Here is a 24,696-nt window from a genome sequence, read left to right on the forward strand (position 1 = left end):
CCAAAATGGAATGAATACTGATCTCTTATAATCATCTCACCAAATAACGAAAATTCACAACGAGTACTGCTAATTTGTTTTACAGGTAAAATTTATGAATAATTATTGCTATTTGCTCGTTATTTTTTTTGCGCAAAAAAGCTCTAGTACTAAAGTATACTTATTAGCACGAGACTAATGACAATCAACTACTTGACACGTAAAGTTCACAAATGAAATCTTGGCTGCAACCCCGCCCCTTTACCCCCGGCGAGTGCCTGTCCAAAAAGCTTTTCTCCAAAACTAGACTAATTTTAACACCTGTTAATCTAAAAACCGATGAAACCACCAAAACCTGAAAATCCTGATACCCATTAATGCAAATACCATCAAGCCGAGCAATCACCTTAAATCCTAAATCCGAAAATAATCCCTTTGAGCTAAGGGAATATTTCCCCCATTCACGTCAATACCTTAAACTCAGTGCGCACCCCCCTACTAATAATTTTACTCCACCTAACCCCACCCCTAACCGCCCAACCCAACCCCACAGTGCTACAGGGGCAAGCCCCGGCAGCATTCAACGCCAAAACCGTCTACCTAGACATAATCGACCGCCACAACCACTTCCAACTAATCAGCGATCAACAAATCCTCACCCAAGCAGACATCGACAGCACCGGCCACTACCAAATCGTAAACACGAGCCTACCACGGGGGCGGGGTTTCTATCGCCTACGCTTCGTCGACCCCGCCGAGCACCCGCCGGTTAGCATGAACTTCCGCCAGCGGCACTACATCCATTTCCTCGCCGCGCCCGGTGACACGATTAATTTTAAGGGATTATCCGTCGTGACCGACCGGGGTGTCAACGCCGACATCAACCAAGTCGCCGCCGAGTTGGATGCCCTCAACCAGGAAGAGCGCGCCGCAGAATCCGACCGCCTCGTCGCGCTCATCGACGGCAAGCGGATCGAGAAGCTAAGCGGCTCACTGGAGCGCGCGAGCCCGGCGCTCCAAACCTTTCTGCTCGGCCACTGGCCCTACCGGATTACCCCCGGCCCCGAACGCCTGGAACGGACGCTTGACGCCCTCACCGACACCGATTTACGGAGTGTTTATTCGGACGGGCTACGGAGCGACCTCGACGCGGCCCGCGCGGCGGCGTACCGCACGGAGAACGGCTGGTTGCGCTGGCTGAGCGGTGGTTTGTTGGCGCTGTCGCTGGTGCTGGGCGGATTACTGTGGAGCAAGGGTAGGGGGCGACCATCAAAGGTTCCCGAAGCCTCAATAACTCCGCCCCCCGCCGCCGTGCCGGAGCCGCCCGTAGAACTCTCCGCCCGCGAAGAAGAAGTCCTCCGACTAATCGTAGCCGGCCACCGCAATAAGGAAATCGCCTCCACGCTGTTCATCTCGGAAGCGACGGTGAAGGGCCACATCAATAACATCTACCGCAAAGCTGGCTTAAGCAGCCGCAAAGCCGCCAAACACTGGGGAAAACAGTGGTTGGGGGAGGGGGCGTAATATTAAACCCACCCCGGTCCGGACCTTTTTCGGACCCACCTATTTAGCCAACTAGCCTAGTCGAGGTCGGAAGTTTGTGGCCACACCAAATCAACTAACCTGTGAGGTATTTACCCTTCCCCCTGCTCTTCCTGATATTACATTGCACCAGCGTCCGCGCCCAAAACACCGCCCTTGAAACAACCGAAACCCTCCGCGCCCAACACCTCCGCTACGTAGCGGACAGCACGACCTGGGACCGCAAAATGCTCGCCGACGACCTGGAAGCCATCTCCTTCTACGACGACGTGGGGCCGATGACCGCGGGCATCTTTCCCGTACCCGACTACGACTTGCTCAGCGAGGGGAAATTCGATGGCGTGTTCAGTGGCGGCAACACCTACCGGCCAATTGAGATAAATGGGAAATCGATCGTCTACCAGACCTTCGGCGCGGGCGCTAACCCCCACCAACTTCCGTATCTGGATGGCGCTAACAACCAAGTTTTCTTCACGCTCATCACCGTAACGGACACCATCGATGCCGAAGATTACACGACGGTAACTAGCCTCATTTCTTCCCGCAACCATCCGGACATCACCGGCGAAGGAATCATCAAAAACAAACTCAACCAAGTAGAATTCATCACCTTCTGGACGGCGGAAAACGACCGCTTCGCGCTCGTCAACCTGCGACTGTTCGACCTGTCGCACGGCCACATCATCGTGGTGGCTCCGCTCAAAGACGGTACCTTCCGGTCGCTACAAATCAACGAGCCACCGCGGGGCAAAGACGCGACCGACCAGCTCATTAAGGAAGATGTTTTACGCCGGCCGGCCGTAATTGAGTTTTTGACTGGTCCGCAGGTTATTGGTGGACGGTAGGGATGATCAGCTCTACTACTTCAGGGCCGCCGCTATCTCCCGCTTTCTTCCGGGCGTAGGGTAGCGTCCATGACATCATTCCGGAAGCTTTTTATCGAACAGGCGCTCGATCTTTTTTAAATCCGTCGGTGCGTCGAGCACACCTTCAAAATCCGTTAATCGGCCCAGAATCAGGCTGATTTTCAATAAAGATTCAAACGCGATGTGCCCCGTCTGCTCGAAGCGGCGGAGGCTCCCCAGCGAAACGCCGGATCGTTCGGCTAACTCGGCTTGGGAGTACTTTCGTTGCTTACGCAAAATTTTTACTTTTGTGGCGGTTTCGGAGAGGACGTCCGCCGGAAGCTTCTGAACACTGTATTTTGATCTACTATTCATATTTTAGTAATAACGCGGAACACAAAGCTAAGTTACTCAAATATTAGTAATAAGCATTCTTGTCTCGTACGTAGATATATCTTTTGTCTTCGGGTCACCACGGAGTGATTCATAACCCGTATTTTAAATTATGCAAAAACACCTGATAGAAATAAAAGCGCGTACCACCCGCACCGCCCAACAACGCACCCTTCTTCAAACCAAAAAAGCCGAGTTCCGCGGTACCGACCACCAAGTGGACCACTATTTCAACGTACCCGACGGTCGCCTGAAACTCCGCAGCGGGAACATCGAACACAGCCTGATTTTCTACCAGCGGGGCGATCAGGTCGGCCCGAAGGATAGCACGGTTTCCCTTACGAAAATCCCCACTCGCGCGCTGGTGGACGAGCTAGCCATTACGTTGGATAAAGCCCTAGGTACCTGGATTACCGTCGATAAACAGCGCGAGATTTACTTCATCGGCAATGTCAAATTTCACTTGGACACGGTCGTCGGGCTCGGTGAATTCATTGAGATTGAAGCCATCGGAGATTCGGCCGATCAGCGGGAGGCGTTGCTGACGCAGTGTGAGGGATACATGCGGTATTTAGGCGTCGTCCACGCGGATTTGGTGGAAAGTAGTTATAGTGATTTGCTGTCTCGGTAGTACTAAAGTAGCGCCCTGCTTCAGACAATCTCTCGCCACGGCCCCGAATGAATAGCGGGTAATTCTGCTTCCCGGTTCGCGTATTCGTAGCGGACGCCAGTCAGGAAAAGGCCCGGTGCCGGAGCCTGTTTTATTACCCCGTCCCGCTCACCGGTTTCCAGTTTTTCCAGCACTTCCTGCGTCGTTTGCAGGCCGAGACCTACGTCGATCACTTCCCGGGCCAAAATGCGGATCATGCCCCGCAGGAAGCGGTTTGCGACGAAGCGTATTCGGTAGGTCGTGCCGTTTTCGTTCGCGTAAAGCCGGGCCTCGGTGATCGTGCAGCGGGTGGTATTGTGCTGGTCGGGCGATTTGCAGAAGGCATAGAAATCGTGCTCGCCGACTAATTGATTTAATATTTGTTGCGTGGTCGCCGGTGCAAAGTTAGTCAGGGGGAGCAGGGAGCTGTACCGTTCTAGAAGCGCGTTGCGGGTGCCGTGGAAGATGTAATCGTACGTCCGCTCGAAAGCATCATACCGGGCGTGGGCATTTTCTTGGACGGCGAAGTAATCGTGTACCGAAATCCCCCTTGGTAGTTGCTTATTGAGGATGAATAGGTAATTATCCGGCGGGGCGGTTTCCAGGTTGAAGTGACCGTAGTACTGGGTCGCGTGGACGCCGGCGTCCGTCCGCCCACAGCCGTTGAATCTTACCGGGGTTTTGTGGATTTGGCTCAGCGTTTTCTCGATGGCGGCCTGGACCGTCGGTACCCCGCCGGGTTGCCATTGGTAGCCTCGGTAGTTGGTGCCGTCGTAGGCTATGCGTAGGAAGTAGTCGGGCATGGTTTGTGAAGGTAGGCTTTGGTGGGGGTTGATTCAGGTTGAGTTTTGGCAGGGCGTTGTTGTGACGACTTAGTCGGGATCAGGGGCATATATGAAGAGTAGGGATTTGCTCTTCCTAACATAACCCTCTCCCCCGACCCCTTGCACTTCGTGGCTGCTTCGCGGTAGCTGCGCTGCTTCCTATGGAGGTCCGGAAGAGGAGAGGGGAGAAACAATAGGCTTCGAAGTGTGAGAAATATAACATAAGTAGTTGGACAATATTATTATAACATTTTGACGAGCGTAGCGAGCTGCCTCGTCTCCCCTCTACCTTCGGAGAGGGGCCGGGGGAGAGGGTTACAAGATGTACGTTTAATATTGTCCGAGTACATAGAGCTTATACGATTATTAAGTAAAAGTGCATCAGTAATTCTGTACTCACAACGTACTATAACGTCCCCCTCTCCTCTTCGGAGAGGGGCCGGGGGAGAGGGCTCCTAACGCGATCGGTTCAAACTATTCACATATATATCCTACTTGCGCTTCAAAAACTTCCCCGGCACTTCCGATCCCGATAGCTATCGGGATCGGGATCGGGACCGCGCAAAAAAAACGATATGTCCAAAAACTACAAAACAACCTGTCCTGCGCACACATATACCCCCGGTATCGTAGTTTGCGACGATGCTATCATTTAACTACAATTCCACCCCATGCACGTAGCCATCATCGGAAACGGAATCGCCGGCGTCACCGCCGCCCGCTATCTGCGCAAGCTGGACAGCGCCGTCCGCATCACGATCATCTCCGCCGAAACGGACTTTTTCTTCTCCCGCACCGCCCTCATGTACGTCTACATGGGCCACCAACGGATGGAAGACCTGATGCCCTACGAACCTTATTTCTGGGAAAAGAACCGCATCGACCTGAAACGCGCCTACGTCGAACGCGTCCTGACCGGCGAGAAGAAACTGCAACTCGGCGACGGGACGACAATGGCCTACGACAAGCTTATCCTCGCCACCGGCTCTACCTGGAATAAATTTGGCTGGCCCGGCGAGGACCTCGAACGCGTCCGTGGCATGGTCTCCGCCCAGGACCTCGAATACCTCGAAGACCACACCGACAAGATCCAACAAGCCGTCGTCGTCGGCGGCGGACTGATCGGCATCGAACTGGCCGAGATGCTGCACAGCCGGCAAATCCCGGTGAAACTGCTCGTCCGGGAAGATTCCTACTGGTCGAACGCGCTGCCGCCAGAGGAGAGCCGGATGGTCAGCCGCCACATCAAAAGCCACCACATCGACCTGCGCCACAACACCGAGCTCGACGAAATTATCGACGACGGCAGCGGCGCGGCCGGTAGTATCCGCACGAAAGATGGCGAAACGATCGAAGCCCAATTCGTCGGCCTTACCGCCGGCGTCCACCCAAATATCAATTTCCTCCGCGACGCTGAAGGGCTCGAACTTGGTAAGGGCATCAAAGTGAATACCTACCTCCAAACTTCCGTCCCGGACGTCTACGCCATCGGTGATTGCGCCGAACTTCGGGAGCCGAGGAAAGACCGCCGGGCTATCGAAGCCATTTGGTACACCGGCCAGATGATGGGCGAAACGGTGGCTTATAATGTTCTCGGGAGAAAGGCGGAATACGATCCCGGTGTCTGGTTCAACTCGGCTAAATTTATCGACATCGAATATCAGGTTTATGGCGAAGTCCCGGCGCACGGCCGTGATGGTTTGTCGAGTCTCTACTGGGAACACAGGGATGGTGAAAAGGCCGTTCGGATCAACTACGAAGCCAGCACCGGCCAGATCCGGGGCTTCAACCTGATGGGCATCCGATACCGCCACGAAGTTTGCGAAAAATGGATCTTGGACGGAAAACACGTCGAAGAAGTCCTGCAAGAACTCGGCATGGCCAACTTCGATCCGGAGTTCTACGAGCAGTACGAGCACGCGGTCGTCGCTCTCTACAACCAACAAACCGGCAAAAACCTCACCCTGAAAAAGAAGCGTGGCCTGAATGCGGCACTCCGCTACTTGGGCTTTGGTAAAAAAGCCTCCCGTGCCTTCGTAAAGGCCGAGTAAACCCTGCTTTTCTGCTAACCTACACGGCACCAGCGCCCGCGCCAAAAAAATAATTTATGCCTTCCACCAGCACCAAGAAATCAGTTCTTCAGTACGTCGGCCTTGCCCTCTTCGCCATCGCCCTCCTGATCTTCACCTTCATGCTCAGCCTGGACAACTACCAGTTCAACGCCGAGGACCTAGTCGCCAACCTCGCTAAGGACGACGCGCCCGAAGTAGGTCAAATGCACCAAGAAGCCCTGCGTAACGCCGCAGAAAAGTATGGCCTGTTCGAGGAAACTTACACCACAACCTTCTCCGCCCAAAAGGCGCTAAAGCAAGTATTCTACCAGGCAAGCGCGGACGTGGACGCCACGCTGGCCGAAACAGGTATTCCCGAGGGAAAGGAAAAATGGGAGGTCGAATTACCCAAATGGCAGTTCAAATCGCAACTGACGGGGTGGATGCAAAACGCGGCTAGTGGACCAGTATCGAATAATCCACTGCTGTTCTTTTTCCTGACGATCGGCCTGGCCGCGCTGGGCGGATTACTCTACATCATCCCGAAATTCCAGACGCAACCGGGGATCAAGCACAACCACATCTACCACAGCCAACTAACGAAAGGCCTCGACCTCGGCTGGCGAAGTTTCTTCCTGGCCGCAACGACGCTGGGCATACTCGTCTACGGATTCTACTACATGGACGATAAGTGGATTTGGCCGGCCGCGACGGGTCTGGTCGCCGCAATCATCATCGGGCTGGTGCTCTTCGCACAGCATTCTTTCGGCCGCGACGTGCGCGATGCTGGGCCGGAGGGCTTGAGTAGCTACCTGGGAATTTTCGCCGGTTTGTACTTCATGGGGTTCTACGTCCTGCTCTACTGGGCCAGCCAGCACGTCGTGGGTTGGGTGGCGATGGTGAGCCCGATCAGCGAGGGCATTTACCAGGCGGTCAGCGGGAACGATTCCGGCGGCGAGGCGAGCCAGTGGTTTCTGTACGGCCTGATGTACACTACGATCATGATCGTGATGGGCGTGCGGATGATTTCGAAGTACCGGCACAACAAGTATCAGGTCATCCGGACAATTTCGGTGATGTTCTTTCAGTTGAGTTTCGCCTTTATGATCCCGGAGGTATTGCTAGCACTCAATAAAGGTTGGTATGGTGACAAAGCGACGCTGCCATACCAAGATCTAAAGAGTATCTGGCCACTGGATTACGACTTCTTTTTCGATTGGTCTATCAAAGGCTTCGTCGACAATCCCGGTAGCTTAGGTGTCTTCATTATTTGTTGGGGCATTTTCCTCGTCATCGTGGGCGTGCCGTTGATGGTGCATCTGGTGGGTAAGCGGTGGTACTGTAGCTGGGTCTGCGGTTGCGGCGGACTGGCCGAAACGATGGGTGACCCCTGGCGGCAGTTGTCGGACAAATCCGTCCGCGCGTGGAAGTTCGAGCGGATCATCGTCAACGGCGTGCTGGTGTTCGCGACGCTGATGACGGCGGCGACGATCTATTCTTTTCTCCCGAATAATGATTACTGGTTTACGCGGTCGACGTTTTTGATCGTGTTTACGGTATTGCTGTTGATCGGGATTGGCTTTACGGTATTCAGCTACCTAAAATCCAAGATGGAGATCAGCCGACTGGGTATTTCCCTGGCCGTCGGGGTTGGGGTGGCGATCATCGCACTTAATCTCTGGACGTTCACGATGGGCAGTGAAACCTACCTATTCGGTAACACCGGCGCGGTGCAAAAATGGTACGGTTTCCTGATCGGAGCCGGTTTCGCGGGCGTGGTCGGTACGGGCTTCTACCCGCTAATGGGCAACCGCGTCTGGTGCCGGTTCGGCTGTCCGCTGGCCGCTTACCTCGGCTTGGTGCAACGGTTCCAGAGCCGCTTCCGAATCACGACAAACGGGGGGCAGTGTATTTCGTGCGGCAACTGCTCGACGTACTGCGAAATGGGGATCGACGTGCGGGCCTACGCGATGAAGGGGCAGGACATCGTCCGGAGCAGCTGCGTCGGTTGCGGCGTCTGCGCGGCGGTTTGTCCGCGGGGCGTATTGCGTTTGGAGAACGGATCGGCGGACATCGGCGACCGGGCGGTGGCCGAGCGGAATATCCACATCGAGGACATGTCGGTGGAGGACAACTGGACGGAGCGGCCGTTGGCGATTAGTGAGGAGGGAGGGATTTCTATTTTTTAGTATTCCCGTTTAGTTAGTGCTGGTTGGGGATGTTTGATTTGGGAGAATTATTGGTGTAGGCGGTAGGAATGTAGGCGGTAGGAACGTAGGCGGTAGGAAGAGTAGTCGGTAGTCGGTAGGCGGTAGCCTGTCACGCACCTACCGCCTACCGCCTACCGCCTAAATCTTCCTACGCGCCTACCGCCTATTTCCTAAACAAGCCGCACCGGCACTCCCTCCCCCGCCAAATAAGACTTCAACTCCCCGATACCCACCTCCCCGAAGTGAAAAATACTGGCCGCCAATCCCGCATCGGCTTTGCCTTTGGTAAAGACCTCTTTAAAGTGCTCTTTATTCCCCGCCCCGCCGCTGGCAATGATCGGGATACTGAGTAAGTCTGACATCTTAGCGAGCGCTTCGTTGGCGAAACCGGCTTTGGTACCGTCGTGGTCCATGCTCGTGAACAAGATTTCACCGGCGCCGCGCTCCTGTGCTTCCTTGACGTATTCGAATAATCTGCGTTCGGTAGCGATCCGTCCGCCGGCGAGGTAGACGACCCATTCGCCGTCGGTAAACTTAGCATCCACGGCCGCGACCACAAATTGGTTCCCGAATGCGTAGGCGAGCTCGTCGATCAGCCCGGGGCGGCGGACGGCGGCGGAGTTCACGGCCACCTTATCGGCCCCGGCGTTGAGCAGCACATCCACGTCGGCCAGCGCCTTGACGCCCCCGCCGATCGTGAAGGGGATGTTGAGGTGGCGGGCGATGTCGCGGGCCAGGTCGGCCAGGGTGTCGCGGCGTTCGTGGGTGGCGGTGATGTCGAGGAAAACGAGCTCGTCGGCCCCGGCCAGGCTGTACTTCGCGCCGAGTTCAACGGGGTCGCCGGCGTCGCGGAGGTTCACGAAGTTTACGCCTTTTACGGTGCGGCCGTCCTTGATGTCGAGGCAGGGGATGATTCTTTTGGCTAGCATTTTGGGTTTTTGGTCTGGGGTCTGCGGTCTATAGTCTGCGGTCCAATGATCTTTGCGCATGCTCATTTTTCTGGCACCGGCGTCCGCGCAAAGATATGTTGCAGATGGGCGTGGACGCGGGTGCAAGCCAAATGGGGTGAAGGGCTAGGAATTTAGGTTAGATGCCTACCTTTGAGTCACCTATTCTAATACTATGCGATTGCCTCTTTTGATAATTATTTTGTGGTTTCTAGCGATTAATGAATCGCTCACGGCACAAAAGCTAAATGACCAGGAAATAGTAGTAATAACGGCCAATTTAGTTGCGGAAAATATCTTGAACGAACAGGGACGTAAGCTATTAGAACGAGCGCTCGCTGAAGAGGAAACCGAGCGATCGCGGGCTAGCATTCTCTTGTTCATCGAGCAGGCCTTTGCCAGAGATTTTGCTTTTCGCTTCGGATTAGCGGAATTAATGCAGGTCCGCAAAGAAATGCAGACACAGCTAGCGAGCCGGACACCAACGTCGGCCGAAACGAATGCACTGCAGGCCAAGTTGAAGCGCGCGCTTCTCAACGCACCCGGCAGGAAAATCGAGCGGGCAGTGGTCTATACGGACTCCTTGGGTACGAACGGGATCATGCAGTACGGGCTCAATCTCATGGGTGACGCCGACGAACGGGACCTAATCAGCCACCGGACCAGCGCCCTCGGAGGATCCCGGACTTACGTAGTAAACGCCCTGCTAAGTGTCGGGCTCATCGATGATGGGACCCGCCAAAAGCTATTAGACGATATTAAGCGGCAAACATTAAGGCGCGAAAGTGACGTACTGCAAACAGCGCGGCGAGAAGTCGACTACCTCGACACTTTCGCCGATAGAAAAGCGGAGGAGCGACGCTTTCTCCGCCAGTTAGTGGCGCTGGGTTCGTTAAGTGAAGCTGGTGCTCAAAAATTTGCCGCCACGATGGATACTCTGCTTGACCTGGCGGAAGTAATGCGACGGTGCAGCCGGGTGTTGACCTACGAATTGTCCGACTTTCCCGCCAAGGCTGAGGAAGCCTACCAAAAGTTATTTGTCGATTTCCGTCAATTAATTCCTGATTTGGGATATGAAGATTTACTTACCAATACTTACGTGGCAGCAGAAGAATCCCCCGGCGGCAAACTGATCAAAGAGGGGGTAAAAATATCCTTTCGAGCGAAGGGCATCGATTATCGACTAGACCATGGCTCCGACCTGCGTACCACCGCACGGAACGAAGAGAACGAGATACGCTTCAAACCTGGCCGGGAGATCACACAGTCCCTCAATCGCTACCTCCGGGATCAAGCCTCCGACTACCGGCTCCATTACGTAGCGATGTACGATCAGTCGTCGTGGAACGCGGAGGAAAGCTTACTCTTCGCCTTGCTCACCGTGGAGGAAGCGCGCCTGTGGGACGTTACCGCCGCGACCGATCTACTGGAATACGAGACGTACGCTAACCGGCTTAGTACTGACGATCTGCCTGCGGCAGTTGAGCAGTTTGCTGCCATCGGCTTGTTCCGAGGGTACACCGAAACGCAACGCGCTCTTACGGAAGGATGTGCTTATGCCAGCCAAGTTGCCAACGTCGCCGAACTACTCCACTGCCTTCCCGATCAAACTATCTATCTAGGTTGGGAGACGGGTAATTTCGTTAATCCCTATGCGGAACTGACGCAGCAGCTCGCTTCCATTTCCCGCGGGCAGTTCACGCCAAGCGCTGTACGGGATAATTTTGCTCACAATCTTGACGCCGCCACTACACAATATGGTTTTCAGTACCGAGGCCGATCGTACACTCGTGAATTACGAGTCGAAAGGGACTGGCTAGATCCCGGTTTTCTCGACCTCATCAATGAAAGTCTCGTCGATGACTCCGCAAAATTTTACGGCATCGGCCACGGGGTGATTTTTTTGACCACTGACCAATTCACTTACTTACGGGCCAACTTTCCCGAAATTTTCGAGTATTCCGACTAAGCCCCGCCCCGTGCACCATCACTACCTGCTCAACAAACCCCACTCCACCCTCTCCCAGTTCACCCACCAGCACACCACCCGGAAGAACAAAAAGATGCTCGGTCCGCTCCACGATTTTGTCCCCGGTACCATGGCCGTTGGCCGGCTCGATGAGAACTCCGAAGGGCTTTTGCTGCTGACGACCGACGGGAAACTGAGTGAGCAAATCCGGTCGGCGGCGGTGGAGAAGGAGTATTACGTGCAAGTTTTTGGGGAGATTTCGGAGGACGCGGTAACGCAAGTTGCGAACGGTATAGACATTGGCATCGCGGGTGAAAAGTACCGGACTAAAGACTGTGAAGTCCGCCTGCTAACGGAAGATCCCAACTTCTGCTTCCCACCTAAGCGCATTCACCGTCCGAACCATGGCCCGACTTCCTGGGTCTCCGTTACGCTTCGGGAAGGTAAATACCGGCAAGTGCGTAAGATGCTGGCGGCGGTGGGCCACCCGGTCATCCGGCTGGTACGGGTGCGGATTGGACGGATTCTACTTGGTGACCTAGAAGCAGGAGAAGTTCGCGAGATGGATGCACTACAGGTCTGACGGAACGCAGCAGACTGCCCGGAAGGAGCAAACTAGCTAGCTTAGTGTACGGAAATGGCAAAGCCGGTCCGTGCCATAGGTTTTCGTTAATAACCGTTAAAGCCAAGCGTGGCAATCAATTTTTGTAATAGCTTTGTAATACAAAGCACTACAATAATTTGATCTCCCGCAGAAACTTCCTCCGCACCGCCGCCGGCCTTTCCCTCGCCGGAGCCGCCACCGGTCTTTATACCTGGCAAATAGAACCCTACTGGTTAGAGTTCGTCCACCGAAAATTACCAATCGTAAACCTACCTGAGACGCTCAGAGGCAAGACGCTGGTGCAGATCAGTGACATGCACGTTGGTGACCGCTTCGACTATCAGTACATCCTCGACTCCTTCGTTGAAACGCAGAAGTTAAATCCGGAGATCGTCGTTTATACCGGTGACTTTGTCTCTTACGATGGCCCCGAGCAGCTCACGCAACTTCGGAATGTTATGGCCAACGCCGCCCTGGGTAGCGTAGCTACGGTGGCCATCCTCGGCAACCACGACTACGGCAGAAACTGGCGCGAAGCGGGGGTCGACGAGAGCATCAGCAAAGTACTTAAGGACAGCGGCATCACCGTCCTCCGCAACACCACCGCTGACGTAAAAGGCTTAAACATCATCGGCGTGGATGATCTGTGGGGGACTAATTTCGACCCCACGACCGCCCTGGCCAACTACCAACCGGAAGCGGCCAACCTCGTACTCTGCCACAATCCGGACGTCTGTGACCTCGACGTTTGGAACGGCTACCAAGGATGGATTCTTTCCGGCCATACGCACGGTGGTCAGTGTAAGCCGCCTTTCTTACCGCCGCCACTCCTGCCGGTTGAGAACGAGCGGTACACGGCCGGCCACTTCGACCTGGGTGACGGGCGTGACTTGTACATTAACCGGGCGCTGGGCTGTAGTTTTCCGGTGCGGTTTAACGTGCGGCCGGAGATCACGGTGTTTGAATTAAGCAAAGCAGCAGTCTAGGAAAATTGTGAATCGGTACACTTTAGCAACGTTTAGAACTAACCTGTACACCATGCGCGCCCCCACAATGCGTACCGCACGTAAAATGAGACCCGCTATCCAACATTAATTGCCGCCACCGTAAACTTTATATTCCTGTGATAAAAAATTTCATCCATTAAGTCACCTATTCACTAACCTTACGCAGGGTTTTCTCGCCACACAAGCACGTAAGCACAAGAGAACGAGCAAGTAGTAATTAGGCTTAGCATACACTGCTCTTAAGTGCTTTTGCACTTTTGCATTTATGTGGTATAATATGGTTACGTGAGGGTAGCTGGTCAGCGGCATCAATGATAGCCAAATACTTACGGCTTCTTCACCCAGTACCCGGCATCCCGCGGCCGCGGCTAAAAAACGCGGTGTTGCTTAAAAACAGAAAACTCCACAAATCCTGAATGCCCGGAATTCTGCTGGCGCCAATCGATTTACTTCAAACCACCAAATAGGGTCGGGGAGAAGGTGATGCCGATGTAGCTCGGTACGCTGTCGCCAAAGGCAAGGTTGTACTCGAGCGCAATTCGGAGGTGACCTAATTCAACGCCAACTCGAGGGCTGACACCGAAAGTAGAACCGCCGCCGAACGCATCGGGGTCATTAGGGCCGTTGGAATCAAGGGTAATAGCACCGCCACTGTAAAGCCCCACGCCGAAGCCCGCAAAAGGACGAGTGGTACGATCTTCGACGAAGTAGTAGTCGCCAGTAAGGGTGTAGCCTCCGGTGGCACCGATGTCTAACAGTTTATTGCCACCCTCAGCACCAAAAAGGGCAATTTCGAGGTTGATGCCGGCGCTGATTCTGTCGGTAATGTTGTACCGGACTTCGGTACCGAAGGCGAAACCATCGGTATATCCTTTGCCAACTGGGGAAGCGTAGCCGATTTGAATGATGTCCCACTCGAATGCCCGGTAATTGTCGGATTGAGCAGAGAGGTTGGGGGCCAGTGTTGCAAGTAGCAACAGCAGAAAAAATCCACGTAACATATTAAGGGTGTCAAAAGAGTTTAAAAGGTAGCCGTACGTGCTAAAAAAACGAAGGGTTCCGTGCGCCGTACGCTACAAATGTACAATAGTGGTTAGCTTTTTTGCGATGTTCAATCACGGCCTACCGTTGGGGGCTTCCCCCCGAGTTTTAGCAGCAGCACTAAAGTATGCGTAGGTATGAACCTGCGGGACAAAACTCGTTTGCGCGTTATAGTTATTGGTTATTCAGAGCGCGGGAATGCTTGCGCTGGGTAGATATTTTTCTCGATAAGGACCTGATTGCCATGAATAAGGCTTAACGGCGAAACCCCCGGGAATCAATAAGGTGCCACCTTACCTATATTTAAGTTATGCGCCTTCACCCCTTCTTCCTCTACTGCCTGTTTTTCACACTGGCAACCTGTTCCAGCAGCCAGCGGCACGCCCCCGACCAACGTGCGGAACCATCGCAATTAACTATTTCCAGTGATGCAAGGGAAATAATCGTTTTGAATAACAACCGGCCAATCCTTAGCTACAACATAACGGCAAACCTACCCGCCGGTCTGCCCAATCACTACCGCCGCAGCGGGTATTTTCACCCGGTCTACAGCCCCTCCGGGCAAATAATAACGGACGGCTTCCCCGTCGGCTACGCCCACCAGCACGGTATTTTTACCGCCTGGACGAAGACCAAATTCCGGGGCAGAGAAGTTGATTTCTGGAATACGCAAAAGGGGCTGGCGACGGTGCGCCACGTGAAGACTTCCCGGGTGGACACAGCCGGTAAAGACGAAAAAATCGACTTCGAAACGACGCTAAATCATTACGCGTTAATAGAAAACGATTCGCTGGCGGTCCTGCAAGAAACACTCGAAGTTACCGTTCACGACCGCGAAGATGTTTACGTTTGGGACCTGACGAGCCGGCAGCAAAACACCACGCAAGACACGCTTTTCCTACTCCAACACCTCTACGGCGGCCTCGGCGTCCGCGGCAGTAAACACTGGAACCCAAAGGACTCCGTCAACTTCACCGGACCGGCGCAATTTCTAACCAGCGATGGCTTCGCGCGCGATTCAGCCAACCACACCAAGCCCATTTGGACGGCCATGTACGGTAGTCTCCCGAACGGGAAAGCAGGCTTGGCAGTCATCCCTCACCCCGACAATCTAAGCTGGCCGCAACCGGTGCGAGTGCACCCGAACCTGCCCTACTTCAGTGTTTCACCGGTAGTTTTCGCGCCGGCGTTCATTGCACCGGGGGAGGTCGTGGTGGCGCGGTACCGGTTCGTAACGTTTGATGGCCTGCCGCAGGCCGGTCTTCTGAGTGAACTAGCGTGGGAATAGCAGTGGCTAAGCGATCACAAAAATTTAGCACTGGTGCCTATTCTCGAAGGTCACGACTAGGGTCAAAAATGGCGCTACTTACTCTGGTGTAGCTGGCTGACGGGGTAGATTTAAAAGTTATTCGGGACAGAATACTAACAATTTCACTCTTTCTTCAGTAGGCTCCGCGCGGTCGTGAGTTCCTCCTCCGTATAGTAGCCGGAAGCAATGATGAAGCTATCCAGCAGCTTGGCGTCCGTCCAGTCCGACCGGATGATGCTGCTGATTGCGGTCCGCTTATCCGGTGTGTTCTCGTAGTAGCGGCGGGAAATTTCGTAACCTACGTAGTAACCCAGATCCGCCGCGCCGAGGTCGGTATCGCCGCCGTTGTAAACCCAGCGGTTGAAGTCGGTACCGTAAAGATCCTGAAGAAATGCCGCCCTCAATTCGCCCGCGCGTTCCCGCCCGACTTTCATGTAGGTAGCCGGAAGGGGTTGCCCGACGACGAGTTCGGAAATAAAATCACAGCTGCCTTCCACGAGCGCGACGGCCGCTACGTTGACGCCTTCCGGGTCGGTGTATTCGGCTTGTTGAGTGTGTACGTACTCGTGAATGGCCAGCACCACGAGGTTTTCCGTCGTCTGGTTTTTGAATACGCCGGCCAGCCAGTCCGAGTCGAATTCGGAAACGTCGACGCTCGGGTCGCCGGCGGAGACTTCGGTACCCATCATCACGGTGCCCGCTTCCCCGGTCCCGCCGGAGTTCAGGCCACCGATGGCGTAATAAATTTTTGCCGGTTTCATTTCCGGGAATAATTCTTTCAGCCTGGCTACGTAACCAGCTACCCGTGGCCGAACGGTGTGGGCCTGAAGCGTATTGGCGCGCACCGAGGTCCAGAATTTTGGAAAAGCGTTGATCAGTTTGACGTACATCGTGTCGGTGTAATCCCGGGAAGCCATGAATTTTGTCAGGCCTTCCGTCCCCGGCTCGATGTACAGGGTGTTGATGAGCTGCAACTGTTTAGCGTGGTCTTCTTCTTCAACGATCCGGTCGTAGGCGGACCAAAATAGATCTACGTCGGAGGTAATCACCAGGGCGCTGTCGCGGGTGCTAGGTTCGGGGGAGGGAGCCTGCGCTTTACCAGCCGTCACGCAAAATAGGAGCAGTAGCCCGACGGCCACGGCTCGATAAAACCTAGTCGTCCCCGGTCGGAGAAATGGAACGGGTGAAAAACAGGAGGCGAAACTGCGAAAAGCCATGACGAATGTATTTTAACCAGCGACGAGCGCATCGGCGTACGGTTGCGTATTGCCCGACTAAAATAGGTTGCAAAACTCGATTGCCCTATTTATCTAACTTCAACTCCTCCTGAAGAACATGGCACTCCCGATAGCTATCGGGACAGCGCCCCCTGATTCATAGCTTTCTACCGGCGGGGAAGTGCACCACTATCCAACTCTTCACCCGCAGGACTGAAGGGCCGCGCCCGGTAACTGTACGCAATCATCCCCAACCCCAGTAAAACACAAGGCACGCTCAACCACTGCCCCGTCGTCAAGGCCTGTCCGAATCCCCCCTGGTCCGACTTGAAGTACTCCCAAATAAACCGGAAGCCAAAGATCATCACGAACCAAAGCCCCGTCAGGAACCCCGGCTTCTTCCACATATCCCGCTGCCAGTAAAGGGCGATCAAGACGAGAAACGTGAACAGGTAACTCAACGACTCATAAATCTGCACCGGATGCCGCGGCACCTCCGATAACACCCCCCGCGCCCGCACGAACAAAAACGCCCACGGCTGCTCACTCGGCACGCCCACGATCTCGCTGTTCATCAAATTACCGAAGCGAATCATCGCCCCCACCAACGCGATCGGCGCGGCCACCTTATCCGAAATCCAGAAAAATGATTTCTTGGAGATGATCTTGCTGAACAACCACAAGGCCGTCACCACCCCGATCACGCCGCCGTGCGACGCCAAACCACCTTCCCAGATTTTAAGAATCTGCCCCGGGTTACTGCTATAATAATCCCACTGATAAAACAGCACGTGGCCGAACCGCGCGCCGAGAATCGTGCCGCCGATCAGGAAATAGAAAACGTAATCCAGCCATTCCTCCGGTGCCCCTTCCCGCAGGAACATCCGGCGCACGAGCGCGAAGCCGATCATGAACCCGAAGGCGAACATGAGGCCGTACCAGCGGACGTGGATGGGGCCGAGGGAGAAGATTTCGGGGCTTACGTCCCAGGTTATGTATGCTAGCATTGATATGCGATATGCGATTTGTTTCACAGTACTTCGTGCACTCGATATGCGATTTGGCTGCCGCACGAGATCGTCGCGGCAAAGCCGCTCCATCGAGTAAAATGAGGTGCTAAGGTACGTTCGTTACGGAACGCTTTTCAGGATGGTGTAACGGAGGACGGTTTCCAGTAGGAGGAAACCTAAGCCGATCAGCAGGAAATAACCGAACCGTTCTTCGTACCGCTTAAAGATCGTCGTCTCGATCTCCGTCGTTTCCAGCTCGTCGATGTAGCCGTAAATGGATTCGAGTTCTTCGGTGTCGCGGGCGCGGAAGTAGCGGCCGTTGGTGGTTTCGGCGATGTAGGCGAGGAGTTTGTCGTCGACCGTGCCGCGGGTGGGCTTGAAGGCGTAGCCACCGCCGCCGAGGGGGCTGGAGGGCATGTAGGTCGCCTCACCGGACCCGACACCGATGGTGTAGACACGGATGCCGTATTCCTTGGCGAGTTCGGCGGCGAGTTCCGGGCTGTGGTAGCCGGCGTTGTTTTCGCCGTCGGTGAGTAGGATGATGATCTTGCTGGCGACGTCGCTGTCTTTCAACCGATTGACGGCAGTGGCCAGACCGGTGCCGATGGCCGTGCCGTCGGTGATTTCACCCATCTCCAGCTCGGCGATGAAGCGGTCTACGATCTCTTTATCGACCGTCAGCGGGCTTTTCGTGTAAGCTTCGCCGGCGTAGACAACGAGGCCGATGCGGTCGAACTCGCGTTGTTGGACGAAGTTGCGGGCGACGGTTTTGGCTACTTCGAGGCGGTTGGGTTGGAAATCGGTGGCGCCCATCGAGGTCGAGAGGTCCATCGTCAGGACGATGTCGATGCCTTCGGCGGTTACGGATTCTTCACTCAGGTCGAGGCGCGGGCGGGCCAGTGCGATGATGAAAAGACACAAGGCGGCGACGCGTAATAATGGTAACCAGGGGCGGACGACACTCTTCCAACTCCGCAGGTTGCGGACGGATTCGGTGCTCGGCAGGCGCAGCGATACTTCGCCGTCGCGCCGCAGTTGCCACAGAAAAATCAGGGGCGGGACGATGACGAGCGGTAGCAGCCAGGGGAAGACGAATTCGAATTGGTTCCAGAAGCCGGTCATTGGTCGGTTGGTGGTTTGGTCTCTTGGTCTGGTAGTTCGGTGGGCGCTTTTACTTCGTTGTTTTTTTCGGGGTTGGGCGCGGTCGCGGGCTGGCCATCAGCTAGTCCCGTACTTTGTCGGGATGCAATGTCGGGGGGAGGGAGCGGGGTTTTTTGGGATTTTACCTCCTGGTCGATCTTGGTCTCCACGATTACGGTTCCGCCCGGTCCGTCAACTATGTCGGAAGTAGACGTCGGGGCTTCCGTACTGGTCGGCTTTACCATTTCCGGAACGGTTGCCTCTTTCTCGGCCGTTGCACGCACAAATTTTCGCACCCGTTCCAAACTCCGGGGGTGCAATTCTTCCGCCGGGGTGGCCTGGGCGAATTTTACCAAGTCGGAGAGTTGAAGGAGTTCGGATAATTCCGTGAGCAGGTTCGGCTTCATACCGACACTTTTCTTCAGCGCCGCAGCGGTTTGCCGCGAGGTCATTTCCCTTGCCTGGATGCCGAATTGATCCTGTAAGTAAGTCCGCAGAATGTCCGTCAGTTCCGTGTAGTAAGTTTTCGTTTCGTCCTTCTGCCAAAGTTGCTTGCCGTCCAACTCCTTCAGCGCGTTAAGGGCCTGTAAATCCGCCGGCGGCGGTGGCGGTGGTGGCGGGGCGATGCGTTTGCGGTTCTTGGCAATCACGTAAGCGGCGTAGCCGGCCGCACCAAGTAAGATAATTAAGTAGAGCGGCCAAAAATCCAGCCAGTTCCGGGGCTCCTCGATGATGGGCTTGATCGGTTGCAGCTCCGAATCGTCCGTCACCGGGTAGGCGCTGACGTGGAGAAGTAAATCGTTCGTGTAGGTCGTGTCGCGCGTCCCGTCCGCTAGTTGGTAGACGTAGGGTAGTGGCGCGATGGCGATGTAGCCGGTATCGAAGCTGGTGATGAGGAAGCGTTGCTCCAATAAGCGTTCTGGTGTTTCGGCTACGACGTTCAGTGCTTTGCCTTCTACTAACTCAATCCCGGTCAGGGTATTCAGGTAGGTGGGTTCCAGTGCCCCGATCTCCGTCCCCGGCGGTGCGGAAAGATTAACCTTTAGGAAAATTTGGTCACCGATTTCGATATCCTTACTGGCCAGTTCCGCACGGGCTAGCACGCGTTCGTTCGTGCTCTGCTGGGCGGGCAGGGCTAGTTGGCTGGCGAAGAAAAGGAGGGTGAATAAGCTGGCGCGCATGGTGGGTTTTGGTGCCTTGTGTTTAGTCGTAAAGGTAAAAAAGAAATGGGCGGTAAGTAGGCTTGTAGGCGGTAGGAAGGTAGGCGGTAGTTCCGTCGCGCACCTACCGCCTAATCTTCCTACCCGCCTACCGCCTCTCTTTCTTCCTACCGCCTAAACCCCGCACCCGCGACCGCGCCCACCAAATCACTACCTTTGCCGCCCCCTCATCCGTAAGCAGGGAAAAAACAGCTTTAGCCCCCATGATCAACATCAAATTCCCCGACGGCAACGTCCGCCAGTACGAGCCCGGCACCTCCGCTTTCCAGATGGCCGAGGGCATCAGTTCCGGTCTGGCCCGCAACGTCGTTTCCGCCACCGTCAACGGCCAACTGACCGACCGCGACCTGCCCCTGACCGCCGACGCAACCATGGTGTTTCACACCTGGAACGACGACAAGGGTAAAGAAACCTTTTGGCACTCCACCGCCCACCTGATGGCCGAAGCGCTCGAAGCGCTTTACCCCGGCATCAAATTCGGCTACGGCCCGGCCAACGAAAACGGCTTCTTTTACGACGTCGAGCCGCCCAACGGTGAATCCATCAGCACCGAAGATTTCCCGAAGATTGAGAAGAAGATGATCGAGCTGGCGCGGCAGAAAAACGATTACGTTCGTCGAGAAGTGAGCAAGGAAGAAGCCGTGGCCTACTTCACCAAAAAGGGTGACGAATACAAACTCGAACTCCTCGAAACGCTGGAAGACGGCACCATTACCTTTTACACCCAGGGTGAATTTACCGACCTCTGCCGCGGCCCGCACATTCCGAATACCGGCGCGATCAAAGCCGTCAAACTGATGAAAGTCGGCGGTGCTTTCTGGCGCGGCGACGACAGCAACAAGCAACTTACCCGCCTTTCCGGCATCTCCTTCCCCAAGGCAAAAGACCTTACGGAGTACCTCCACAATCTCGAAGAAGCCAAGAAGCGCGACCACCGTAAAATCGGTAAGGAACTCGAACTGTTCATGTTCTCCGAAAAGGTCGGTGCCGGCCTCCCGATGTGGCTGCCGAAGGGGTACCAACTCCGCCAACGCCTGGCCAATTATCTCGAAAAGAAGCAGGAAGCTGCCGGTTACCAGCAGGTCGCTACGCCTCACATCGGCAAGAAAGAGCTTTACGTGACCTCCGGCCACTGGGACAAGTACGGTGAAGACAGCTTCCAACCCATCAAGACCCCACGTGAGGGCGAAGAATTCCTCCTCAAGCCGATGAACTGCCCGCACCACTGCGAGATGTATAAATTCCGGCCGCGCTCTTACAAGGAACTGCCCTTGCGCTTGGCTGAGTTCGGCACCGTCTACCGCTACGAGCAAACCGGCGAATTACACGGTTTGAGCCGCGTCCGGGGCTTTACGCAGGACGATGCCCACATCTTCTGCATGCCCGAGCAGGTTAAGGCGGAATTTATCGCCGTCGTGGACATCGTTCAGGAAGTCCTCGGCATGGTCGGCTTCGACGACGTGACTGCCCAAATCTCCCTCCGCGATCCCCAAACGCCCGATAAATACATCGGCACCGACGCCAACTGGGCTTCCGCCGAGCAGGCCATCATCGACGCCTGTAAGGAGATCGACATCAAGACCGTCACCGCTTACGGCGAAGCCGCTTTCTACGGTCCGAAACTCGACTTCATGGTCCGCGACGCCCTCGGCCGCCAGTGGCAACTCGGCACCGTCCAGGTCGACTACAACCTCCCCGATCGCTTCGAACTCGAGTACGTCGGCTCCGACAACGAGATGCACCGCCCGGTCATGATCCACCGCGCCCCCTTCGGCTCCATGGAACGTTTCGTGTCCATCCTCATCGAGCACACCGCCGGCAAATTCCCCCTCTGGCTGGCCCCCGAGCAGTTCGCGATCCTCCCGATCAGCGAGCGCTTCAACGACTACGCCAGGAACGTGCAAAAGCAACTTGCCGAGCACGACATCCGCGGCCTGGTCGACGACCGCAACGAGACCATCGGCCGCAAGATTCGCGACAGCGAAACCCAGCACATTCCCTTCATGCTCATCGTCGGTGAAAACGAGGTAGCGGCCGCTAGCGTCGCCGTTCGCGTTCAGGGCGAAGGGGATAAGGGGACAATGACGTTGCCGGAGTTTGCGGCGTTTTTTTGTGAGCAATTAGTCTTGTAGGCGGTAGGAAGAATTAGGCGGTAGGCTGGTAGATCCCGAAATTACCGCCTACCGCCTACCGCCTACCGCCTACCGCCTACCGCCTACCGCCTACCGCCTACCGCCTACCGCCTACCGCCTACCGCCTACCGCCTACCGCCTCTTAAAAGTGCATTCAGCCGAGTGGTGAATACAGTCGCCCCCCGCTCGTTTAGGTGGTCCGAATCGCGAAAGTTATTCTCGGAATACTGATCCCTGGCGGCGGTATCATCGTAGCTGACGTTGCTGAATTGATCAGTCAAATTCGTGATCATTTCCTCCTGAAGCGCTACTTGAGACTGCTCGCGGTTTACCATATAATCCTCGTGATAGGGTAGCGTAATTAGTTGAAGCTTCACGTTCGCCTGGAGGCACAATTCTGCTATTTTCACCAGCGATGCTTCATTTTCTTGGCGGATGAGTTCGTCATAATTGGTGTGGCGACCAGCCGCTATTCGACCATTATTGTTGAATTCCGTTTCCCCCTGAACTACGCTTACGGCAAAACCTAAATTTCGTGTTATCAAGTCCGGATCTTTATTTTCTACGTAATATTCCCATATCCGTTCGGCGGAAATCGGTAAAGGAAGGCTTAGTACTTCGAAATGATGGGCGGGCTTATGGGGTACTTCTACGGGTGTATACAGCAGGTAGTTCTTAGCCCGCCAATTTTCGGCAGATCGGTGAAGTCTGTAACCCGGTGCGGTGTAATCTACCGTAAGGATGACGGTGCGGAGCCGGGGTGCGCGAGGCAGGTAGGTTTTCAAAATTGCCGCATCGACGTCCAGCGATTGGGAGACGAACGCGGCATTATAAGCTGGCCGTTCGAGGAGGGCAGGGTTGATACCGTAGACCACGTGCGAATTTCCTAGGATTAACGTTTCCGTAGATGTAATGAGTCGGTTAAGTTCGCGGTATTTTACCTGGAAGTCATTTGGAATATGCCGGACCAAAGCTTCCAGACCTAGCCCAGCTAGAATAAGTGGTAAAAAGAACAAAGAAAACCGGAGTAGGAAAGCTTTCAAAATTGGAAGTATATAAAGGCCTGCTCCGTACCGGCACACCAGAAAACGAAACATAATTGAAGATAATAGGCGGCAAATCTCACTGGCGTACTGTACCGGAGCAAGAAAGTTTCCGTCGCGTATTCATCCGCGCGGCCAAGCCACTCTACCAACGTAAATCCAAGAATTAGCAAGCAAGCCGCCGCTAGATCTTTCGATTCTGCTACCGAGGGTATTGCCAAAAGACTCGGTGATACCAGGCCCCGGAGGTAGACGAACGCGTGGCCGATGGAATCCGCGCGAAAGAAGACCCAGGCCAGGCTCACCAGGCTGAATGTGATGAGAACAGCAATAGCTTCCCGCCAGGATGGAAGCAGCTTGCCCTGTGCGACGATGCCTAAGTGATTGCGATTGCTGTTCGTCAGCAGAAGGGGCAGAAAGAACAGCGCGTGCATAAAGCCCCAAGCCAGAAAAGTCCAATTCGCACCGTGCCAAAAACCACTGACCAGAAAGACGATGAAAACGTTGCGGACGACCGTCCACTTACCCCTCCTGCTTCCTCCGATCGGAATGTATAGGTAATCTCGAAACCAGGTGGACAAGGAAATATGCCAGCGCCGCCAGAACTCAGCAACGTCCCGCGAGAAATAGGGGAAGGCAAAATTACGTTTTAGGTTGAAACCAAAAAGCCGAGCGGTACCAATTGCGATGTCCGAATAACCCGAGAAATCTCCGTAAATCTGGAACGAGAACAAGACGATACCAAAGAGAAGCGCGCTAGCATTCATGTCAGGTGCTCCGGCAAAGATTTCGTTGACGAAAGGCGCACAGGTGTCCGCAATAACAACTTTTTTGACTAGACCCCAGAGAATCTGTCGAAGACCGTCGGTAGCCGCTACCCGGTCGAAATGACGGTTGCCGTTAAACTGCGGCAGCAGATTTGTCGCCCGCTCAATAGGGCCCGCCACCAACTGAGGAAAAAAGCTGACGAATGCGGCAAAAGAAATTAGGTCGCTCGATGGTTTTAGTTGGTGCCGGTACACGTCGATAGTGTAGCTAAGGGTCTGGAAGGTGTAAAAACTAATGCCGACGGGCAGCAACACATCAAGGCTGTTAAAGCCCAGGGCCGTTTGTAAATCCGGGCGGAGGCTGTACAGTGCGTCCAGAAAGAAATTATAGTATTTGAAAGCGCCCAGAATTCCTAAATTGACTACCAAACTAAGCCCCAGCAACAGGCGCCGAGTCGTAAGTTTTACGGTCGCAGCAAGGGCTCGAGCGATGGTGTAATCTACCAGCGTACTTAAGATGATGAGCGACAGAAAACGCCAGTCCCAGCAAGCGTAAAAAAAATAGCTAGCCAGTAGCAGAAAGCCATTTTGAGCCCGCCGCCGCCCACCCAAAGCTAGCCAGTAAATGGCAAAGACGACCAGTAGAAAAACCGCAAATTCGGGCGTATTGAAGAGCATAAAGGACAGCTACGGATTTTTACCGAAGATAAATCAAAAGTTCGTTCTACGGTGGGCGCGCGCTGTTTGCGGAGAAGAGCACCATACTCGCGACTGAAGCAACTAGCTTTTGTGCTATT

General features: G+C 54.7%; 20 protein-coding genes. 10 read left to right on the forward strand and 10 right to left on the reverse strand.

The annotated features are described in order from the left end of the window. Positions 1-462: 462 nt before the first annotated feature. Positions 463-1,503 carry a helix-turn-helix domain-containing protein gene (locus GGR27_RS12485; RefSeq protein WP_209037937.1) on the forward strand — a complete coding sequence of 347 codons (1,041 nt, stop codon included), beginning with the start codon at positions 463-465 and terminating at the stop codon, positions 1,501-1,503. A gap of 101 nt (positions 1,504-1,604) precedes the next feature. After that, positions 1,605-2,366, forward strand: a complete 762-nt coding sequence (locus GGR27_RS12490) for a hypothetical protein (protein WP_168037803.1) — start codon at positions 1,605-1,607, stop codon at positions 2,364-2,366. A 75-nt stretch (positions 2,367-2,441) separates the two neighbouring features. On the opposite strand, the gene GGR27_RS12495 is transcribed toward GGR27_RS12490, so the two are convergent. Beyond that, entirely contained in the window at positions 2,442-2,741 is a 300-nt protein-coding gene (locus GGR27_RS12495; RefSeq protein WP_168037805.1) for a helix-turn-helix domain-containing protein, read from the reverse strand. A gap of 130 nt (positions 2,742-2,871) precedes the next feature. Between GGR27_RS12495 and GGR27_RS12500 the strand changes: the two genes are divergently transcribed. After that, the gene (locus GGR27_RS12500; protein ID WP_168037807.1) at positions 2,872-3,390 is read left to right on the forward strand and encodes a class IV adenylate cyclase; all 519 of its coding nucleotides are present in this window, start codon (positions 2,872-2,874) and stop codon (positions 3,388-3,390) included. 20 nt (positions 3,391-3,410) lie between these two features. On the opposite strand, the gene truA is transcribed toward GGR27_RS12500, so the two are convergent. Then, positions 3,411-4,211, reverse strand: a complete 801-nt coding sequence (gene truA / locus GGR27_RS12505; protein WP_168037808.1) for a tRNA pseudouridine(38-40) synthase TruA — start codon at positions 4,209-4,211, stop codon at positions 3,411-3,413. A gap of 692 nt (positions 4,212-4,903) precedes the next feature. Here truA and GGR27_RS12510 point away from each other — a divergent pair. Together GGR27_RS12510 and GGR27_RS19840 are read left to right on the forward strand one after the other, a co-directional pair. Then, complete coding sequence (locus GGR27_RS12510; RefSeq protein ID WP_168037809.1) at positions 4,904-6,283, forward strand: NAD(P)/FAD-dependent oxidoreductase; 1,380 nt, start codon at positions 4,904-4,906, stop codon at positions 6,281-6,283. Positions 6,284-6,339: 56 nt separating this feature from the next. After that, positions 6,340-8,472 (forward strand): 4Fe-4S binding protein, encoded by a 2,133-nt coding sequence (locus GGR27_RS19840; protein WP_209037938.1) that lies wholly within the window; start codon positions 6,340-6,342, stop codon positions 8,470-8,472. A 191-nt stretch (positions 8,473-8,663) separates the two neighbouring features. On the opposite strand, the gene hisF is transcribed toward GGR27_RS19840, so the two are convergent. Continuing rightward, positions 8,664-9,422, reverse strand: coding sequence for an imidazole glycerol phosphate synthase subunit HisF (hisF, locus tag GGR27_RS12525; RefSeq protein ID WP_168037810.1), 759 nt, complete (start codon positions 9,420-9,422; stop codon positions 8,664-8,666). 316 nt (positions 9,423-9,738) lie between these two features. On the opposite strand from hisF, the gene GGR27_RS12530 reads away from it, so the two are divergent. The 3 genes from GGR27_RS12530 (at position 9,739) to GGR27_RS12540 (ending at position 12,999) form a co-directional block, all read left to right on the forward strand. After that, the gene (locus tag GGR27_RS12530) at positions 9,739-11,409 is read left to right on the forward strand and encodes a hypothetical protein (RefSeq protein ID WP_168037811.1); all 1,671 of its coding nucleotides are present in this window, start codon (positions 9,739-9,741) and stop codon (positions 11,407-11,409) included. Between the two features lie 10 nt (positions 11,410-11,419). Continuing rightward, entirely contained in the window at positions 11,420-11,992 is a 573-nt protein-coding gene (locus GGR27_RS12535) for a pseudouridine synthase (protein WP_168037812.1), read from the forward strand. Positions 11,993-12,153: 161 nt separating this feature from the next. Further along, a complete protein-coding gene (locus GGR27_RS12540) occupies positions 12,154-12,999 on the forward strand; it encodes a metallophosphoesterase (RefSeq protein WP_168038428.1) in 846 nt (281 codons plus the stop codon). A gap of 467 nt (positions 13,000-13,466) precedes the next feature. On the opposite strand, the gene GGR27_RS12545 is transcribed toward GGR27_RS12540, so the two are convergent. Further along, positions 13,467-14,021: an outer membrane beta-barrel protein gene (locus GGR27_RS12545; RefSeq protein WP_168037813.1), complete on the reverse strand. Its 555-nt coding sequence runs from the start codon at positions 14,019-14,021 to the stop codon at positions 13,467-13,469. Positions 14,022-14,371: 350 nt separating this feature from the next. Here GGR27_RS12545 and GGR27_RS12550 point away from each other — a divergent pair, with 350 nt between their 5' ends. Further along, positions 14,372-15,349 (forward strand): DUF6807 domain-containing protein, encoded by a 978-nt coding sequence (locus GGR27_RS12550; RefSeq protein ID WP_168037814.1) that lies wholly within the window; start codon positions 14,372-14,374, stop codon positions 15,347-15,349. Between the two features lie 143 nt (positions 15,350-15,492). On the opposite strand, the gene GGR27_RS12555 is transcribed toward GGR27_RS12550, so the two are convergent. The 4 genes from GGR27_RS12555 to GGR27_RS12570 form a co-directional block, all read right to left on the reverse strand. Beyond that, complete coding sequence (locus tag GGR27_RS12555; protein WP_168037815.1) at positions 15,493-16,587, reverse strand: hypothetical protein; 1,095 nt, start codon at positions 16,585-16,587, stop codon at positions 15,493-15,495. 167 nt (positions 16,588-16,754) lie between these two features. Then, the gene (gene lgt, locus GGR27_RS12560) at positions 16,755-17,594 is read right to left on the reverse strand and encodes a prolipoprotein diacylglyceryl transferase (RefSeq protein WP_168037816.1); all 840 of its coding nucleotides are present in this window, start codon (positions 17,592-17,594) and stop codon (positions 16,755-16,757) included. 123 nt (positions 17,595-17,717) lie between these two features. Next, a complete protein-coding gene (locus GGR27_RS12565; RefSeq protein WP_168037818.1) occupies positions 17,718-18,719 on the reverse strand; it encodes a vWA domain-containing protein in 1,002 nt (333 codons plus the stop codon). Beyond that, complete coding sequence (locus GGR27_RS12570) at positions 18,716-19,918, reverse strand: hypothetical protein (RefSeq protein ID WP_168037820.1); 1,203 nt, start codon at positions 19,916-19,918, stop codon at positions 18,716-18,718. Before GGR27_RS12570 ends, GGR27_RS12565 begins: the two co-directional genes overlap by 4 nt. 242 nt (positions 19,919-20,160) lie before the next feature. Here GGR27_RS12570 and thrS point away from each other — a divergent pair, with 242 nt between their 5' ends. After that, on the forward strand, positions 20,161-22,089 hold the full coding sequence (gene thrS, locus GGR27_RS12575; protein WP_168037823.1) for a threonine--tRNA ligase: 1,929 nt from the start codon (positions 20,161-20,163) through the stop codon (positions 22,087-22,089). 125 nt (positions 22,090-22,214) lie between these two features. Here the strand turns inward: thrS and GGR27_RS12580 are convergent, their stop codons facing one another. Continuing rightward, positions 22,215-22,964: a hypothetical protein gene (locus tag GGR27_RS12580; protein WP_168037824.1), complete on the reverse strand. Its 750-nt coding sequence runs from the start codon at positions 22,962-22,964 to the stop codon at positions 22,215-22,217. Between the two features lie 164 nt (positions 22,965-23,128). Continuing rightward, positions 23,129-24,577, reverse strand: coding sequence for an MBOAT family O-acyltransferase (locus GGR27_RS12585; RefSeq protein ID WP_168037825.1), 1,449 nt, complete (start codon positions 24,575-24,577; stop codon positions 23,129-23,131). Positions 24,578-24,696: the final 119 nt, after the last annotated feature.

Origin of the sequence: Neolewinella antarctica, assembly GCF_011927835.1 — a bacterium.
In the GTDB taxonomy this organism is placed as follows: domain Bacteria; phylum Bacteroidota; class Bacteroidia; order Chitinophagales; family Saprospiraceae; genus Neolewinella; species Neolewinella antarctica.